Origin of the sequence: Sinorhizobium terangae (genome assembly GCF_009601505.1) — a bacterium.
Taxonomy (GTDB): Bacteria; Pseudomonadota; Alphaproteobacteria; order Rhizobiales; family Rhizobiaceae; genus Sinorhizobium; species Sinorhizobium terangae.
Map to the genome: position 1 here is coordinate 1 of NZ_WITC01000018.1, position 16,762 is coordinate 16,762.

Sequence of the window (16,762 nt, forward strand, 5' to 3'; positions counted from 1 at the left end):
TACAGCGCCGCGCGTCTTATTAGACGCGCAAAGGACGCTGTAGCACTTTAGGAACCATGCAGTAGGTTTACTCGGCCTTGAGGAATTCGCCGACTTCCAGCAACACGAACTCGTTGTCGTCCGCCTTGTCGATGGCGCGGCCAGCGGAGAAGGGGAGATTGTTGTCGTTGCCGACGACGATGTGGGTCTCGTCGACGCGGTCCACGTTCTCGATGGTGACGAACGGCATGTCGTAGTAGCCGTCACCGCCGCCCTGACGCTTCCTGTTTTCCGGATCGGCGATCTTGAGGAGATCGATGTGACCGATCTTGCGCACGGCCTTGCCGGCATTATCGTCGGTCATCTCGATCTTGTAGATGCGCTTGAGCTTTGAGCCGACCGCGAAGCAGTCAGGTTTCGGATCCTTCGGATCCGCGCATGCCTTGTCGACAGTGCCGGCCCCGTTGTCGCGCTCGATGACCAGCGCGGTCTTCTCGTCGAGCATGTTGAAGTCGCCGATTGCCTCGCCGCCTTCGGCAAGCGGATAGAGCCAGCTGCGGCCTGTCCAGGCTTTGCTCGCGACATCGAGCTCGATGATACGAAGCGCCGGGCGACCGTCGGCCTGCTCGACCGATTCATTATCGATCCAGATCGGCCCTTCGAGCAGGCCATAGAGCTTGCTGCCGTCCTTGGACATCGCCATGCCCTCATAGCCGCCGGAACGCTTCAGGTTGAAGGCCGGCATTTTCTTGGAAGGGTCCGCCTGCAGCGTCAGCGTGGGATTATCGGGCGACATGACCGGCTTGTCGTTGACGACGGTCGGAACGACATCGGTCAGCTTGCCGGCCGTGTCGAATTTCAGGATGTAGGGACCGAACTCTTCGCCGACCCAGAAGCCATCGGCGACCGGCTGGATCGATTCCACGTCGAAATCGGCGCCGGTGAGATAGCGGTTGGCCGAGCCTTCCATGACGATCGGGAAGGGCGCTTTGCGGTCCGGATCGGACAGGAAGATGGTCTGCAGCGCCTCGACCTTGCCGGCTTCCCAGTCGATCTTGAGATGGTGGAGCATCAGCATCGCGTCGGTCGAGTTCAGCTTGCTGCCGAATCCATTGTCTGAAAGGCTCCAGAAGGTGCCGTCGGACATTGCCTTGATCCCGGAAAAGCCCTGCATTGGTTGGCCATTGAAAGGCAGCGACAGTCCGGTCGGGCGAACGCCGTCCTTGCCGGGCACGCTGGCGAGTTCCACGGCACGCTTCCGGTCGGCCGTCGTGAATTTCCCGGAGGTCTTGAGATAATCCGCCGCGTCGGCCGGCGCCGCGATGATCGTGTTGGCCGGCAGGATGGCATGTGCCTTCAGCGTCGCCGGAAAGACCTTGTCCTCGGCGAGCGCCGTTGTTGTCATTACAAGCGCCAGCGCCGCGGAGGCGAAAAGTGCTTTCGTCATGAAGTTCACCCTGGGTTGGAGGTCTGAGACCGGTCCCCGATAGGCGTCTTTGATGACGGTTGATTGATGCTTGTCTGACAGCCCCGTGAAGCTTTGGTGACAGGCGATAGCTTGCTCGAACGTTCAAGATCCGCCGCCACTTCGAGCGTTAGTATTGCCTGGAAGAATACGGAGAGAAATTGGTCACGATGTTCGAGACGAAATTTGCAATTGTCCTCAGGGACGACCTCGCGATGTGGCAGAAGCTGAATGTCACAGCTTTCCTTGCCACCGGCATAGTCGGGCAGAAGCCGGAGATTATCGGGGAGGCGTATCGTGATGCCGCCGGCAATCTTTACAACGCGCTAAGCATGCAACCGATCATCGTCCTGTCGGCAGGCGGGACCACGCTCGGCGATATCCAGCGGCGGGCTTTGGCGAAAGATGTTCGCACGTCCATCTATATAGACGAAATGTTCTCGACCGGCCATGACGCCGCCAACCGGGAAGTCTTTTCCAGATCGGCACCCGAGAACGCCCGGGTTGCAGGGATTGCGATCCATGCGGAGAAAAAGCTCGTGGACAAGATCACGAAGGGGGCAAAGCTGCACGGCTAGCGCGGGATGAGGAAAAGTGTGCGCGGTTTTCCGCCCGCATCCCGCGCTAACTCTCAGGATCGGCCGCACAATTCGAGCTGCCCTGAAAGAGGCTTGCGGCCCGAAGAGAGGAGACGCCAAGCTTCTGGCCGCGGCCCTTGACCTCGTGTTCGCCGAGATCCTCGCTTCTGACGGAGGCTGGCAGGCGCATGCGCCGCAGGAGATCGGCGGAAATCAGGATCTGCCGATCGAGCGTTCGGCACAGGCCTTCGAGGCGCGCCGTCGTGTTCACCGTGTCGCCGAAGTAGGTGATCTTGTGCCTGTCGACGCCGATTTCGGCGGCAACGATTGTTCCGCCGTGCAGCGCGGCACGAAGGCGAGGGACCTCTCCGTAATCCTTGCGCCAGCGGTGAGCATCCGTGTCGATCCGGTCGAGAATATCGAAGGCGCAGCGAATGCAGGCGGCGTCGGCGATGGCACGATCGAAGGGCCAGGTAATGACCGCCGCGTCGCCGACATAGTCATCGATGGAGCCGCCGTGGCGTAAGACCGGATCGGCCATGCTTGCGAACACTCTCCCGAGGTATTCCTGGGTACGCAGATCGCCGAAGCGCTCGGCGAAGGAGGTGGAGCCGGCGAGGTCGATAAAGAGGAACACACGCTCCTCTTGCACCGGCTTGCGGTAGCGCCCGGTCAGCAGGCTGAGGAAAACGTCGCGGCCAAGCAGTTCGCGCACTCTCAGGACAAAGATGATCGGGCCGGAGATTGCCAGTGCGATGAGGAGTACGTTCAGCGATGGCATCATCTCGCCGGGGTGGCCCACCAGACGCAGAAGGGACCCGGCGATTGCAAAGCCGGCATAGACGAGCGCGACATAGACCGCAACGGAAGATAGCAGAAAGCCTGGCGTCGAAAGGCCGTGGATCTTTCTGTAGAGGCGCCGGAATATGATGCGCCGTTCGAAGGCGAGGATCGGCATGCAGACGAACAGCGCATAGACCGCGCCGATCAGTCCGCCATCGCCGTAGACCACCCAGGCATAGGCGACGCCGCTGCCCGCGACGACGAGCAGCAACAGGATGAACTCAAGCGTGGAAAATCTCCAGCGCATGCGCCAAAGCCCCGGAACCGGAAAACAAATAGGACAATTGCGGAACGGACAACGGTCCGCAACGCATTCAGGTAGCTCTCCAATGCCGTTCGGCTTGGATCAGCCCTCTCGATTTGTCCTCGCTATTCATGGATTCAGGCGGAAAGTTGTCTGCCCGCCTGCGGCATTCAACCGCGGATTTCCATTGCCTCGATCCGCTTGCCGACGAAGCGCAGCGCGACTTCTCCGTTGATGAGCTTCAGGGCCGTTTCGCCAAAAAGCTCCCGCCGCCAGCCCTTGAGCGCGTCCACATTGGCCTTTTCGCCTTCGGCTGCGATCCGGTCGAGGTCTTCGCTGTTGGCAATGATCTTGGCGGCGACACCTTCCTTTTCGGCGATGAGCTTCAGGAGCACCTTCAGCATCTCGCCCGCCGCCGCCGCACCTTCGGGCGCATGATTCTGGCGTGGCAGGCGCGGCAGCTCTGCCTTCGGAATGGCAAGCGCCTCGTTCACGGCCTCGACGACGGCCGTGCCTGCGCTGGAACGTTCCCACCCTTTGGGGATGGTTCTGAGCCGCCCAAGCGCCTCGGCGTCCTTGGGCTGCTGCTGGGCGATTTCGTAGATCGCATCATCCTTGAGTATCCGTCCGCGCGGGACGTTGCGCGTGCGCGCCTCGCGCTCGCGCCAGGCCGCGACCTTCTGCAGCACCGCGAGCTCTATCGGCTTCTTGACGCGCATCTTCAGCCGCTGCCAGGCGTTGTCCGGGTGCAGGTCATAGGTTTCCGGGCTTTCCAGGATCGCCATCTCTTCGACCAACCACGACGAGCGTCCCTCGCGGGCGAGTTCTGCGGTCAGATACTGGTAGATCTCTCGCAGATGCGTGACGTCGGCGAGTGCATAGTCGAGCTGCTTGTCCGTGAGCGGTCTGCGGCTCCAATCGGTAAAGCGCGACGACTTGTCGATTTGCTCGTTCTTGATGCGGTTGACCAGTTGGTCATAGGAAACGCTGTCGCCGAAGCCGCAGACCATCGCCGCGACCTGCGTGTCGAAGAGCGGATGCGGGATAAGGTTGCCGAGGTGATGGATGATCTCGATGTCCTGGCGCGCGGCGTGAAAGACCTTGACGACGTCCGGATTGCCCATCAGCGCAAAGAACGGTGCGAGGTCGATTCCGGGCGCCATCGGGTCGACGATAACGGCCAGATCGGGGCTCGCCATCTGGATCAGGCAGAGCTCCGGCCAGAACGTCGTTTCGCGCAGGAATTCGGTATCGATCGTAATATAGTTTGATTGGGCCAACCGTTTGCAGGCGGCCTCTAGATCTACTGTCGTTTGGATCATCGGGTTTTTAATCACTGTGGCAAAAATGCGGCTTGCCCTTCCGTGTATCGTTTCGCGGCGGCGGTCACAATCGAAATTGTCAGACCACCCTCAAATAACCCGTCATCCCGGTCTTTTGATGTTCGATGATGTGGCAGTGGATCACCCAGTCGCCGGGGTTGTCCGCAACCAGCGCCACTTCCGCCTGTTCGTCCGGCAGAAGCAGGATGGTGTCCGTCGGCGGCGGCAGGAAGGTCCGCTTGTTGGAATTCAGAATGCGGAAGCTCAGGCCATGCAGGTGGATGGGGTGCGCGTGCGGCGTGCGATTGGAGATCTGCAGCACATAGCTTCTTCCGAGCTTCAATTCCTCGATCGGCGCGATCGGGTCGGGCGTATCGCCAGGCCAAGGGACCTTATTGATCGCCCAGAACGTGTAGCCGAGCGAGCCGCAGATCGAAGGTGTCGGCTTGTGCTCGGCCGTTGCCGTCAGTTCGATCGGAATCCGCTTGGCGATGGAGACGTCTGCTTCGGCGATCGGATTGCCGGGCAGGGGGCCAACGTCCCGCAGGTCGCGCTTCAGCGAGGTTCCAACCGCCCGAAAAGTGGCGATGGTCCAGGGCCGCGAGCCGCGGTCGTTGCTAAGCTTTGCTGTCTGGCCTTCACTCTCCGGCATCCGCATGACGATATCCAGGCGCTGCCCCGGCCCCACATCAAGGCGATCGAGCAGGAAGGGGGTGTCGACCGGATTTCCGTCCAGGGCGACGACTTTCGCAGCCGCGCCGTCGAGCGCCATCGTGTAGATACGCGTTACGTCCATGGCGGCAATCCTCACCCGAACGAGACCGCCGGCGGGCGCCTCGAACACCGGCTCGCGCTGCCAGTTCGTCGTCTTGACAGTGCCATAGGTGCCGCCCCGGGCGGCATCGCGGGGCTTGAATGGGTCGATGAACTTGCCGCCTCTCCCGAGCCGCCAATCGCGGAGGGTAAGGACGATTTCGGCGTCGAAGACTGGATCATCAGGATTCTCGACGACGATCACACCCGCAAGCCCGCGGCCGATCTGCGTCAGCGTGTTGCAGTGCGGGTGGTACCAGAAGGTACCGGCATCGGGCGGAGTGAAGACATAATCGAAGCCGTCGCCGGGATAGACATAGGGCTGGGTGATTTCCGGCACGCCATCCATCGCGTTGGCGATCCGCAGGCCGTGCCAATGGACCGTCGTCGGTTCGTCCAGCCGGTTTACCAGTCTTGCCGCATAGGCCTCGCCTTTGCGCATTCTCAAGACAGGAGGCATGCTGGCATGAGCGGCCTCGCCGAGCCCGTAGGTCATGACTTTGGGCGTCACGCCGTCGGCTGCGATCCTCGCATCCGCGAACTGGGCCGTCAGGACTTGCGGATCGGGAGAGGCGCCGGCGCGCGCGGCAAAGCCGGCGCCCAGCGCGAAAGCGCCTCCAAGCGCAGCCGAGCCCTGGAGAAACGTTCGGCGGTTCAACATCGGCATCATGACGTCCCGTGGTGCGGATAAGCGATCGGGCCGTTTCTAAACCTGATTTTCATGATCAGCAATTCGCCCCGCCGGCCATCTTGCCGCAGATTGCCCGGTCATGCGTCCTCTCGCGGCTGGCCGCCGGCAAGCTTGTTGAAGAAGGACGATGTGCGAAGGAGATTGCGAAACGGCATCGCACGCTCTTCCGTCGGAACCGGTGCACGCGCCGTCATGCGCCGGAGCGTGTAGAGCATGAACAGGGCGAGGATCACTGCGGTATAGATGAAGAGTGCCTGCGGTCCGTAGAGCTCGAGCATGAAGGAGGCGAAGAGCGGGCCGATGATCGCGCCGAGCGACCAGAAGAACAGCATGCCGGCCGAGACCAGCGCATGCTGCCCCTCGGCCGCATGGTCATTGGCATGGGCCGAACAGAGCGAGTAGAGCGGCATCGCGAAGGCGCCGAAGGCGAAGATGCCGGCAAAATTCAGCCACTCGTCACTGCCCGCGCCGAAAGCGAGGAAGAGCCCCGCCAGAAGCGAGCCGAGCGTCGCGATCAGGATGATCAGCCGCCGGTCGATCTGGTCGGAATAGTGCCCGAGCGGATATTGCAGCACCACGCCGCCGATGATGCCCGCGCTCATGAAGGTCGCGATTGCTGTGACAGACAGACCGATGCCCTGGCCATAGATCGGTCCCAGCGAACGGAAGGCGGCGTTGGTGAGGCCGACGACAATGCAGCCGACCGTCGCAAGCGGCGAGATGTTCCACAGCGCCTTGACGTCGAAGCGGATCGCTTCCGGCGCGACGGGACTTGACCGGTCGGCGAAGGAGATCGGCACCAGCGAGAGCGTCAGCGCCATCGAGATGATCGCGAAAAGCTCGAACCCGCCTATGCCGACACCCGGAATCACATACTGCGCGGCGGTGACGGAACCGAGATCGACGAGGCGGTAGATGGAAAGCGTGCGCGCCCGGTTGGCGTTGGTGACGCTGGCGTTCAGCCAGCTCTCGACAGTCGCAAAGAGGCTCGCGAAACAGATGCCGGCAACAAGCCGCATCAGGAACCAGAACCAAGGATCGATGAGCAGCACCATCGCAAGGGCCGCTGCTGACGCGATCGCGGCCATCGCCGAGAAGGTGCGGATGTGGCCGATCGCCCTAAGGATGCGGGTGACGTAGACGCAGCCGATGGCAAAGCCGATATTGTAGCCGGCGCCAACGAGCCCGATCAGCGAGGTCGAAAACCCCTCATCGAGCGCTCGCAAGGAAATGAACGTTCCCTGCAAGCCGTTGCCGCCGATGAGGATGCCTGCGGTGACGAGAAGCGGGATGAGCGGGCGGATCTGGGACATGGGGGCAGAAGCATCCGGATAATGGCCGCGACTCGAAAGGGAAAACGGGCCTGCTTCTTGTTTAGCGGCGGGCCACCGTCGGCGACAGTCGTGATTTGTGGCCTTTCCCTTTCTTTTTGCGCCACTTGCCCGCAATGACAGTGGGCGAGAGCGGCGTGCCGGTCGATCACTCTTCCGGCCGGAACAAGCCGCGGCCTTGACAAAACCGGCGCATCATGCGCTTTTCCGCCCGATTTTGATCATGCCGCGCGCCGCCATGCGAGCCTGCGCGGTTTTCTGCAATTCCAGGATTAGACGATGCACCGTTACCGCAGCCACACCTGTGCCGCCCTCCGCAAGTCGGATGTTGGCTCCACCGTTCGCCTCTCCGGCTGGGTTCACCGCGTCCGCGACCATGGCGGCGTGCTCTTCATCGACCTGCGCGATCATTATGGCATGACCCAGGTCGTGGCCGACCCGGATTCCCCGGCGTTCAAGACGGCGGAGACGGTGCGCGGCGAATGGGTCCTCCGCATCGACGGAACGGTGAAGGCGCGCACGGACGAAACCGTCAACAAGAACATGCCGACGGGCGAGATCGAGCTCTATGCCCGCGAGATCGAGGTTCTGTCTGCGGCCAAGGAATTGCCGCTGCCGGTCTTCGGCGAGCCGGACTATCCGGAAGATGTCCGCCTCAAATACCGTTTCCTGGATCTCCGCCGCGAGACGCTGCACCGCAATATCGTCAAGCGCACCGAGATCATTTCGGCCATGCGCCGGGGCATGAGCGAGATCGGCTTTACTGAATATACGACGCCGATCCTGACGGCCTCCTCGCCGGAAGGCGCGCGCGACTTCCTCGTGCCGAGCCGCATTCATCCCGGCACCTTCTACGCGCTGCCGCAGGCACCGCAGCAGTATAAGCAGCTTCTGATGGTCGCGGGCTTCGACCGCTATTTCCAGATCGCTCCCTGCTTCCGCGACGAGGATCCGCGCGCGGACCGTCTGCCGGGCGAATTCTACCAGCTCGACCTCGAAATGAGCTTCGTCGAACAGGAAGACGTCTGGGACACGATGGAGCCGATGATCCGCTCGATCTTCGCGGATTTCGCCGGCGGCAAGCCTGTGACCGAAAAGTTCCCGCGCATTCCCTATGACACGGCGATCCGCAAGTATGGTTCCGACAAGCCGGACCTTCGCAACCCGATCGAGATGCAGAGCGTGACTGAGCACTTCGCCGGTTCGGGCTTCAAGGTCTTCGCCAACATGATCGCGTCCAACCCGCGGGTCGAGGTATGGGCGATTCCGGCCAAGACCGGCGGCTCCAGAGCGTTCTGCGACCGCATGAACGCCTGGGCCCAGAGCCAGGGCCAGCCGGGTCTCGGCTATATCTTCTGGCGCAGGGAGGGCGAGAAGCTTGAGGGCGCCGGCCCGCTTGCCAAGAACATTGGCGAAGAACGCACCGACGCAATTCGCACGCAGCTCGGTCTCGAGGATGGAGACGCCTGCTTCTTTGTCGCCGGCGAACCGGCGAAGTTCTACAAATTTGCCGGCGAAGCCCGCACGAAGGCAGGTGAGGAACTGAACCTCGTCGACCGCGAACGCTTCGAACTGTGCTGGATTGTCGACTTCCCATTCTACGAATGGCTGGAAGAAGAAAAGAGGATCGATTTCGCCCACAACCCGTTCTCGATGCCGCAGGGTGGCCTTGAGGCGTTGAACGGCGACGACCCGCTCTCCATCAAGGCCTACCAGTACGACATGGTCTGCAACGGCTTCGAGATTGCGTCCGGCTCCATCCGTAACCAGCTGCCGGAGCTGATGGTCAAGGCTTTCGAGTTGACGGGCAAGTCGCGGCAGGAAGTCGAGGAGCAGTTCGGCGGGCTCTACCGCGCCTTCCAGTACGGCGCGCCGCCGCATGGCGGCATGGCCTTCGGCATCGACCGCATCGTCATGCTGCTCGTCGGCGCCAAGAACCTGCGTGAGATTTCGCTGTTCCCGATGAACCAGCAGGCCCAGGATCTCCTGATGGGCGCGCCGTCGCCGGCGACGCCGACGCAGCTGCGCGAACTGGCGATCCGCCCGATTCCGCAGAAGAAGGACTAAGTTTCTTAAACGCGCAAGAGCGGCCCGGCGGCTCTACCGCCGGGTTTTTTGTGGTCGAGCGGGCTTGCTGCTGCCGCCACCCCGAAAGTTGCCATCCCGTTGCTCGCCTTGACAGGATTTCCGCCGAAGCGTTTCCTTTCTTCGCTGCGCCATGGCAGCGTTTTGGGTGGAGTGAACGATGGCGAAGAACGTCAAGGACCTACTGGCGGAAGCAAATAGTGCTGTTCCGAAATTGTCGCCCACCGAGGCGGCCGAGAAGATGCGCTCCGGCGATGTGCTCATCGTGGATGTCCGCGATCCGACAGAGGTTCAGCAGACCGGCAAGATCAAGGGCGCCGTGAACGTCTCGCGGGGAATGCTGGAATTTCGCGCAGATCCGGAAAGTCGATACCACAATCCAGCCTTCCAAAAGGACAAGACGGTCCTTTTGCATTGTGCGTCCGGCGGCCGTTCGGCCCTTGCCGGCAAGACGCTGCAGGACATGGGCTACACGGCAGTATTCAACATCGGCGGCTTCAAGGAACTGGTCGACGCGGGCATCGATACAGAACCCGCGTGAACCGCTTGGTTCAGTCGCCGCCCCCTCGTCCGCCCGCGGGCACCTTATCCCCGTTTTGACGGGGAGAAGGGCACATGTGGCGATGGCTCACAACCCTCCCCCGCTTGCGGAGAGAGGGCCGGAGTGAGGGGCAAATCGCGATCTCGAATCGATCGTCGAACCCGGCGATGGCGTCGCCGGGTTTTTGTGTGCGTCATCGAGAAGCGATAGCCGGCCTGCCTCAGAAATCCATTCCGGGCGCGCTAGGCATCGGAGGCGGCGCTTCCTTCTTCGGTTTCTCGGCGATCATGGCTTCCGTCGTGACCAGCAGGCCGGCCACCGAGGCGGCGTCCTGCAGTGCCGCGCGCACGACCTTGGCCGGATCGATCACGCCCATGTCGTAGAGGTCACCGAATTCCCCGGTCTGTGCGTTCCAGCCGTGGGCGAAGTCCGGTTTCTCGCGCAGTTTGCCAACGACGATCGATCCTTCGGCCCCCGCGTTCTCGGCGATCTGGCGCACCGGTGCCTCGATGGCGCGACGGACGATCTCGACGCCCACGCGCTGGTCGTCATTGGCGGTAGGCACGTTGTCGAGCGTCTTGACGACGCGCAGCAGGGCAACGCCGCCGCCGGGGAGGATGCCTTCCTCGACCGCGGCCCGCGTCGCATGCAGGGCGTCGTCGACGCGGTCTTTCTTTTCCTTGACCTCCACTTCGGTCGAGCCACCGACGCGGATGACCGCGACGCCGCCGGCAAGCTTGGCGAGCCGCTCCTGCAGCTTTTCTCGGTCGTAGTCCGACGTCGTTTCCTCGATCTGTGCCTTGATCTGGCTGATCCGTCCGGCGATATCCGCTTTCTCGCCCGCGCCATCGACGATGGTCGTCGTCTCCTTTTCGACGATCACCCGCTTGGCTCGCCCGAGCGTATCGATCGTCACATTCTCGAGCTTGATGCCGAGATCCTCGGAGACCACCGTGCCGCCGGTGAGGATTGCGATATCCTCGAGCATGGCCTTGCGGCGGTCGCCGAAGCCGGGCGCCTTGACGGCAACGATCTTCAAGCCGCCGCGCAGCTTGTTGACGACCAGCGTTGCCAAGGCTTCACCCTCGACATCCTCGGCGATGATCAAAAGCGGCTTCCCGGACTGGATCACCGATTCGAGGATCGGGATCATGGCCTGGAGGTTGGAGAGTTTCTTTTCATGGATCAGGATGTAGGGATCTTCGAACTCGACCCGCATCTTGTCCTGATTGGTAATGAAATAGGGGGAAAGATAACCTCTGTCGAACTGCATGCCTTCGACGACTTCGAGTTCGATCTCGGCGGTTTTTGCCTCTTCGACAGTGATCACGCCCTCGTTGCCGACCTTCTCCATCGCCTCTGCCAGGTAACGCCCGATTTCCGCATCGCCATTGGCCGATATCGTGGCCACCTGGGCGATTTCAGCATTCTTTGAAACTTTGCGGGCGTGGGTCTTGAGTTCCTTGACGATGGCCTCGACGGCAAGGTCTATGCCGCGCTTCAGATCCATCGGGTTCATCCCCGAGGCGACGGCCTTGGCGCCTTCCCTGACGATCGCCTGGGCAAGCACGGTCGCGGTGGTCGTGCCGTCGCCGGCGACGTCGCTCGTGCGCGAAGCCACTTCGCGCAGCATCTGAGCGCCCATGTTTTCGAACTTGTCCTCGAGTTCGATTTCCTTGGCGACCGAGACCCCGTCCTTGGTGATCCGCGGCGCTCCAAAGGATCTGTCGATGACCACATTCCGGCCCTTGGGGCCCAAGGTGACCCGAACGGCATTGGCCATGATGTCGACGCCGCGCAGCATGCGGTCTCGGGCATCGGTATTGAATTTGACTTCCTTGGCAGCCATGTGCTCCTCCCTCAACACGGAAACTGTAAGGTGATCGCTGATTGCCCCCCGCAACAGGCTAGCGGATCACCGCGGTCATCACGTCATCCACGTCCTTCAGTCCTCTGGCTCACAGGCACCCTGAAAAGCCGGGCTGCTACTATAATTCCTCGTCGTCTTCTTCAGGTGTGAGGATGTCAATCAACGCCGCAACGCGGCCGGCCGGAAGATGGCGACCTTCGCCGATCAGGGCCTCGTCATTGTTGACCCAAGCAATCGCCTCCGCGAGTTCGCTCGCTGTCGCGCCCGTCGCAAGCAGCTCGGCCATCAGCGTTTCGTCGACCGGGCCCAGGATGGCGGTGATATCCGAATGCTTCAGTCCCATGGCGTCCTCCTTCCGTTTCATCGGTCGGGAATGCGCAATTGTCGGCAATCATACGCAAAAATAGATAGGCGATCGCTTCAGAGCATCAAGCAGTGGATGATATCATTAATCAATCGGGATAGAAAAAGCCCGGCGGTGCGTTGCCGGGCTCGATCAGAACCGAACGCTCGCTTGGCGAGCGCCTAGAGCGCCGCGCGTCTTATGAGACGCGCAAAGGACGCTGTAGCACTTCGAATTGCTGCATGTTTTTATCCTTAAATCGACTACGATTTAAGGATACATGCAGGAGCGGCTAGTCGTTCGCCGTCACTTTCACGCCGAGAACCGAGGGAATCGTGTTCGGCGCGCCCATGGCGGCACCCACGATCATCGGGAAGGGAACCGGCTTTTCGGGCTTGGCGCTGATCGTCAGGCTCTTCGGCCCGTCGAGATAGGCGTTGACGGCAGCCGTCACCTGGTTCTGCAACTCCGGTATGTTGAGCTGCGCCATCATGATCGGCACCAGCCCTTTCAGCGATTGCGCCAGTTGATCGCCTGAGACGCCCTGTTGGCTGCCGGCGTAGTCGAGCGCCTTCTTGGTGATCGAAGCGTCATCGAAACGGATCGAGGCGCTGTTGAACGTGAGCTGCTGCATGAGGCCCATAATCGCGAGCCCCATTGCCTGGTTGGCCTCCTCCTTGTTCGGATTGGCCTCAGCGGCCTTTGTCGCCTCCTGCAGCGCCTTCATGAACTGCAGTGTGTATCCGGAAAAGTCCATGGCAATGTTCAGCCGGCCGACATTCTTGAAGTCGAGGGCGTATTCATTAAGCGCGACGTTGCCGCTCTTCAGTTCCCAACTGCCCTTCATGGTGACTTCGCCGTCGAGCGTGGTCAGCCCCAGCTTTTCGATCGCTTCCTTGGCTTTGGGGTCCTCGACGTCCGAGAGATCCGCCTTGAGGCCGGCAAGCGTCGCGTCGAAGTCGAAGCCGGCATCATTTTCCTGCCGCGTCAGATTGGCGTCCGTGCTCTCGGCGCTGAAGACATCCTTGCCCTTGACATTGACTACGATCGGTCCGGTTCCTGCCGTTTCGTAGAGCAGGATGTCGTTGATCGTGTCCCCGGACGCATTGCCCGGGATCGAAAGCCCGCCGATCGACAGGTTCCTTGCGGAGAAGCTGGAGCCGTCTTGGCTGACATTTATATCCGGGAAGGTAACCGTCTCGGAGTAGTAGCCGCCATTCTCATTCTCTTCGACACCTTCGAAAGTGACGACGCCGATATTGAGCGCCTCTCCGGGGTTCGCCGCCGTCTGCAGCTTGACGCCGGTCACCGTGACGACGTCGCCATTCACGTCGGCCTTGTCGAAGCGGATCGAGGAGCCGTTGGCGGACAGCGCCGCATCAAGCTTCTTCATCATGTCCGCGCCGTCCAGGGCGAAGGCGGGGCCGGTAAGGATGAGAAGGGCGGCGCTCGCCATCATCAGGCGGATCTTGCGCGTATGCGTCATTATCGAGTTCCTTATCAAAAATGTTTGATGCGAAGCTGTTGGTGGGATCGGTTATCGCTAATCTGAGTGATCTCTGCGGGATCCGTCAACTCGCCCCCGACGGAGCCTGAACAATCCCTGCGACGGTCGGCTGCCCCTTGCAGCCTGATGCCTCGAACGCGGATACCCTCACTCGAATCCTCAATTTCAAATCGGCCAAATCAGCACCCCCGAAGCTAGTACGAAACAGGGCAAAATTATATTCGTCTGATTGGTATGGCGCTTGTTCCCCGCGGATCATACTTTCCGGAACCTTACTGCCGTCGGCTGTCGTACACGTCCTGGAGGCGGCGTTCTCCACAACGCAGTGCCGCTGAAATTCTTGCTGTTGGCGGCCGCTTGCGGTAGCAAGAGGGCATGGGACAAAGCCTTTTGCCGCCTTCGGGCGGGGACGACAATATTCAGCCGGTTGACCTAAAGGCGGCGCTGGAAGAGCGCTATCTCGCCTATGCCCTGTCAACCATCATGCATCGCGCGCTGCCGGACGTCCGTGACGGCCTGAAACCCGTCCACCGCCGCATCATCCATGCCATGAGCGAGATGGGGCTGAGGCCCAATTCCTCGTTCAAGAAATGCGCGCGCATCGTCGGCGATGTCATCGGTAAGTTCCATCCGCATGGCGACCAGTCCGTCTATGATGCGCTTGTGCGTCTCGCGCAGGACTTTTCCCAGCGTTACCCGGTCGTCGACGGGCAGGGCAATTTCGGCAATATCGACGGCGACAATGCCGCCGCCTACCGTTACACCGAAGCGAAGATGACGGAGGTCGCGGCCCTTCTCCTTGAAGGCATCGATCAGGACGCTGTCGATTTCCGCCCGACCTACAACGAGGAAGACCAGGAGCCGGTCGTGCTCCCCGGCGCTTTCCCCAATCTACTCGCGAACGGCGCCTCGGGCATTGCCGTCGGCATGGCGACGTCCATTCCGCCGCACAACGCCCATGAACTTTGCGACGCGGCCCTCCATCTCATCCGCCACCCGGATGCGACGGTCGAGGACCTGCTGTTCGATCCCGCCAACCCCCAGAAGGGGGGCATCGAGGGTCCGGACTTGCCGACAGGCGGCGTGATCGTCGAAAGCCGGGCAAGCATGGTCGAATCCTACCGGACGGGTCGTGGCGGCTTCCGGGTCCGCGCGCGCTGGGTCTCGGAGGATCTGGGCCGCGGCGGCTATCAGATCGTCGTCACAGAGATTCCCTATCAGGTCCAAAAGTCGCGGCTGATCGAGAAGATCGCCGAGCTGCTCGTCGCCCGCAAATTGCCGCTGCTCGAGGACATTCGCGACGAATCGGCCGAAGACGTGCGCATCGTGCTCGTGCCGAAGAGCCGCTCGGTCGATGCCGGCATCCTGATGGAATCGCTGTTCAAGCTGACCGAGCTCGAAAGCCGCATCCCGCTCAACATGAACGTGCTCTCGATGGGCCGCGTGCCGCGCGTCATGGCGCTCAACGAGGTGCTGACCGAGTGGTTGGCCCACCGCCGCGAAGTCTTGCAGCGGCGCTCGCGCCATCGGCTGGCCGCAATCGACCGCCGGCTGGAAATTCTTGGCGGTTATCTCGTCGCCTATCTCAATATCGACGAGGTGATCCGCATCATCCGCGAGGAGGACGAGCCGAAGGCGGTGATGATGGAGCGTTTCACGCTCACCGACCTCCAGGCCGAATCGATCCTCAACATGCGCCTGCGCTCCTTGCGCAAGCTCGAAGAATTCGAGATCCGCACGGAATTCGACGCGCTGTCGAAGGAAAAGGCGGAGATCGAGGCACTGCTCGCCTCAGATGAGAAGCAGTGGCAGGCGGTTGCCTGGGAAATCGGCGAGGTCAAGAAGAAGTTCGCCAAGGCGACCGAGATTGGCAAGCGCCGCAGCACTTTTGCCGACGCGCCGGAGGCTGACGTCGAGGCCATTCAGCAGGCGATGATCGAAAAGGAACCGATCACCGTCGTCATTTCGGAGAAAGGCTGGATCCGCGCCCTGAAGGGGCACATCTCCGACACGTCGTCGCTCCAGTTCAAGGAAGGAGACGCGCTGAAAGTGGCGTTTCCGGCGCAGACGACGGACAAGATTCTCGTCTTCACGACGGGCGGCAAGGTCTACACGCTCGGCGGCGACAAGCTGCCCGGCGGGCGCGGCCATGGCGAACCCTTGCGCATCATGGTCGACATGGAAAACGATCAGGACGTCCTGACTGCCCTTGTCCATGATCCGGCACGCAAGCTCATCATTTCGTCCGCTGCAGGAAACGGTTTTGTCGTGACCGAAAGCGATATCGTCGCCAATACCCGCAAGGGCAAGCAGGTGATGAATGTCGGCATGCCGGACGAGGCGAAACTCGTTGTTCCCGTCAAAGGCGATCACGTCGCCGTCGTCGGCGAAAACCGCAAGATGCTTGTCTTCCCATTGGTGCAGATCCCCGAAATGGCGCGCGGCAAGGGCGTCCGGCTGCAGCGCTACAAGGATGGCGGCATTTCCGACATCCGGTGCTTTACGATCGGGGAGGGTCTCACCTGGGAAGACAGCGCCGGCCGGGTTTTCACCAAGATGAAGGACGAACTGATCGAGTGGCTCGGCGACCGTGCTGCAGCCGGCAGGGTCGTGCCGAAGGGCTTCCCGCGGAGTGGCAAGTTCAACAGCTGATTTTCGTCTCCGTGCCTCCTTCAGGCGAACAAAGGTCGCTGCCGCACTTTGAATTGCCACATATTTTGTCGTTAAATCAGCTAAGAAAACACGCCGTCAAGGCGCCGCCAGCGTGACCGCGTGCCAAGTTCAAGTTCCTCTCCAGGGAGGTCAATGTCATGGCCACCGCTCTTGACGCAACCTTGCTGGCTCTTGCCGATCCGACGCGCCGCCGCATATTCGAGGTCTTGCTTGCAGGCGCGACGCGCGTGGCCGAGATCGCTGATGCCGTGGGCGTGAAGGGGGACGACCTTTGCGAGCATCTTGCCACCATGGAAGCTGCCGGACTGGTCGTCCGGCAAGGTGAGGATGGCGGGACAATCACGGCCGATCCGGCGCCGCTCGATATCGCGGCCGAGTGGATCAATACCAATCGCGAACTCTGGACAATGCGCTCGCAGATGCAGAGTGTTTCCGTCGAGCCCGCACCCGGCGAGGCGCAGTGATTGCGCGGCGCGC

At 61.5% G+C, this 16,762-nt stretch carries 13 protein-coding genes; 5 read left to right on the plus strand and 8 right to left on the minus strand.

What is annotated here, in order from left to right:
- Positions 1 to 67: 67 nt before the first annotated feature.
- The gene (locus GHK62_RS03035; protein WP_153436873.1) at positions 68 to 1,426 is read right to left on the minus strand and encodes an esterase-like activity of phytase family protein; all 1,359 of its coding nucleotides are present in this window, start codon (positions 1,424 to 1,426) and stop codon (positions 68 to 70) included.
- Positions 1,427 to 1,614: 188 nt separating this feature from the next.
- Between GHK62_RS03035 and GHK62_RS03040 the strand changes: the two genes are divergently transcribed.
- Positions 1,615 to 2,022: a DUF2000 family protein gene (locus tag GHK62_RS03040; RefSeq protein ID WP_153436874.1), complete on the plus strand. Its 408-nt coding sequence runs from the start codon at positions 1,615 to 1,617 to the stop codon at positions 2,020 to 2,022.
- 46 nt (positions 2,023 to 2,068) lie between these two features.
- Here the strand turns inward: GHK62_RS03040 and GHK62_RS03045 are convergent, their stop codons facing one another.
- The 4 genes from GHK62_RS03045 to GHK62_RS03060 form a co-directional block, all read right to left on the minus strand.
- Positions 2,069 to 3,112, minus strand: coding sequence for an adenylate/guanylate cyclase domain-containing protein (locus tag GHK62_RS03045; protein ID WP_153436875.1), 1,044 nt, complete (start codon positions 3,110 to 3,112; stop codon positions 2,069 to 2,071).
- Positions 3,113 to 3,279: 167 nt separating this feature from the next.
- Positions 3,280 to 4,431, minus strand: coding sequence for a ribonuclease D (rnd, locus tag GHK62_RS03050; protein WP_153436876.1), 1,152 nt, complete (start codon positions 4,429 to 4,431; stop codon positions 3,280 to 3,282).
- Positions 4,432 to 4,510: 79 nt separating this feature from the next.
- The gene (locus tag GHK62_RS03055; protein ID WP_184108526.1) at positions 4,511 to 5,911 is read right to left on the minus strand and encodes a multicopper oxidase family protein; all 1,401 of its coding nucleotides are present in this window, start codon (positions 5,909 to 5,911) and stop codon (positions 4,511 to 4,513) included.
- A 101-nt stretch (positions 5,912 to 6,012) separates the two neighbouring features.
- Positions 6,013 to 7,248, minus strand: a complete 1,236-nt coding sequence (locus GHK62_RS03060) for an MFS transporter (protein ID WP_153436878.1) — start codon at positions 7,246 to 7,248, stop codon at positions 6,013 to 6,015.
- A 297-nt stretch (positions 7,249 to 7,545) separates the two neighbouring features.
- On the opposite strand from GHK62_RS03060, the gene aspS reads away from it, so the two are divergent.
- Complete coding sequence (gene aspS, locus GHK62_RS03065; RefSeq protein ID WP_153436879.1) at positions 7,546 to 9,333, plus strand: aspartate--tRNA ligase; 1,788 nt, start codon at positions 7,546 to 7,548, stop codon at positions 9,331 to 9,333.
- A gap of 178 nt (positions 9,334 to 9,511) precedes the next feature.
- Positions 9,512 to 9,892, plus strand: coding sequence for a rhodanese-like domain-containing protein (locus GHK62_RS03070; RefSeq protein ID WP_153436880.1), 381 nt, complete (start codon positions 9,512 to 9,514; stop codon positions 9,890 to 9,892).
- Between the two features lie 220 nt (positions 9,893 to 10,112).
- Here GHK62_RS03070 and groL read toward each other — a convergent pair whose 3' ends face one another.
- The 3 genes from groL to GHK62_RS03085 form a co-directional block, all read right to left on the minus strand.
- Complete coding sequence (groL, locus tag GHK62_RS03075; RefSeq protein WP_153436881.1) at positions 10,113 to 11,741, minus strand: chaperonin GroEL; 1,629 nt, start codon at positions 11,739 to 11,741, stop codon at positions 10,113 to 10,115.
- Positions 11,742 to 11,880: 139 nt separating this feature from the next.
- Positions 11,881 to 12,105 carry a hypothetical protein gene (locus GHK62_RS03080; protein WP_136504214.1) on the minus strand — a complete coding sequence of 75 codons (225 nt, stop codon included), beginning with the start codon at positions 12,103 to 12,105 and terminating at the stop codon, positions 11,881 to 11,883.
- A 292-nt stretch (positions 12,106 to 12,397) separates the two neighbouring features.
- Complete coding sequence (locus GHK62_RS03085; RefSeq protein WP_153436882.1) at positions 12,398 to 13,591, minus strand: hypothetical protein; 1,194 nt, start codon at positions 13,589 to 13,591, stop codon at positions 12,398 to 12,400.
- 396 nt (positions 13,592 to 13,987) lie between these two features.
- Here GHK62_RS03085 and parC point away from each other — a divergent pair, with 396 nt between their 5' ends.
- Together parC and GHK62_RS03095 are read left to right on the plus strand one after the other, a co-directional pair.
- Positions 13,988 to 16,264 carry a DNA topoisomerase IV subunit A gene (gene parC, locus GHK62_RS03090; protein ID WP_153436883.1) on the plus strand — a complete coding sequence of 759 codons (2,277 nt, stop codon included), beginning with the start codon at positions 13,988 to 13,990 and terminating at the stop codon, positions 16,262 to 16,264.
- A 158-nt stretch (positions 16,265 to 16,422) separates the two neighbouring features.
- Positions 16,423 to 16,749: an ArsR/SmtB family transcription factor gene (locus GHK62_RS03095; RefSeq protein WP_153436884.1), complete on the plus strand. Its 327-nt coding sequence runs from the start codon at positions 16,423 to 16,425 to the stop codon at positions 16,747 to 16,749.
- Positions 16,750 to 16,762: the final 13 nt, after the last annotated feature.

Coding starts and splice junctions, on each gene's coding strand:
- groL (WP_153436881.1), bottom strand. CDS start 11,741: ATGGCTGCCAAGGAAGTCAAATTCAATACCGATGCCCGAGACCGCATG.
- GHK62_RS03080 (WP_136504214.1), bottom strand. CDS start 12,105: ATGGGACTGAAGCATTCGGATATCACCGCCATCCTGGGCCCGGTCGAC.
- aspS (WP_153436879.1), top strand. CDS start 7,546: ATGCACCGTTACCGCAGCCACACCTGTGCCGCCCTCCGCAAGTCGGAT.
- GHK62_RS03070 (WP_153436880.1), top strand. CDS start 9,512: ATGGCGAAGAACGTCAAGGACCTACTGGCGGAAGCAAATAGTGCTGTT.
- GHK62_RS03055 (WP_184108526.1), bottom strand. CDS start 5,911: ATGCCGATGTTGAACCGCCGAACGTTTCTCCAGGGCTCGGCTGCGCTT.
- parC (WP_153436883.1), top strand. CDS start 13,988: ATGGGACAAAGCCTTTTGCCGCCTTCGGGCGGGGACGACAATATTCAG.
- GHK62_RS03085 (WP_153436882.1), bottom strand. CDS start 13,591: ATGACGCATACGCGCAAGATCCGCCTGATGATGGCGAGCGCCGCCCTT.
- GHK62_RS03045 (WP_153436875.1), bottom strand. CDS start 3,112: ATGCGCTGGAGATTTTCCACGCTTGAGTTCATCCTGTTGCTGCTCGTC.
- GHK62_RS03060 (WP_153436878.1), bottom strand. CDS start 7,248: ATGTCCCAGATCCGCCCGCTCATCCCGCTTCTCGTCACCGCAGGCATC.
- GHK62_RS03095 (WP_153436884.1), top strand. CDS start 16,423: ATGGCCACCGCTCTTGACGCAACCTTGCTGGCTCTTGCCGATCCGACG.
- GHK62_RS03035 (WP_153436873.1), bottom strand. CDS start 1,426: ATGACGAAAGCACTTTTCGCCTCCGCGGCGCTGGCGCTTGTAATGACA.
- rnd (WP_153436876.1), bottom strand. CDS start 4,431: ATGATCCAAACGACAGTAGATCTAGAGGCCGCCTGCAAACGGTTGGCC.
- GHK62_RS03040 (WP_153436874.1), top strand. CDS start 1,615: ATGTTCGAGACGAAATTTGCAATTGTCCTCAGGGACGACCTCGCGATG.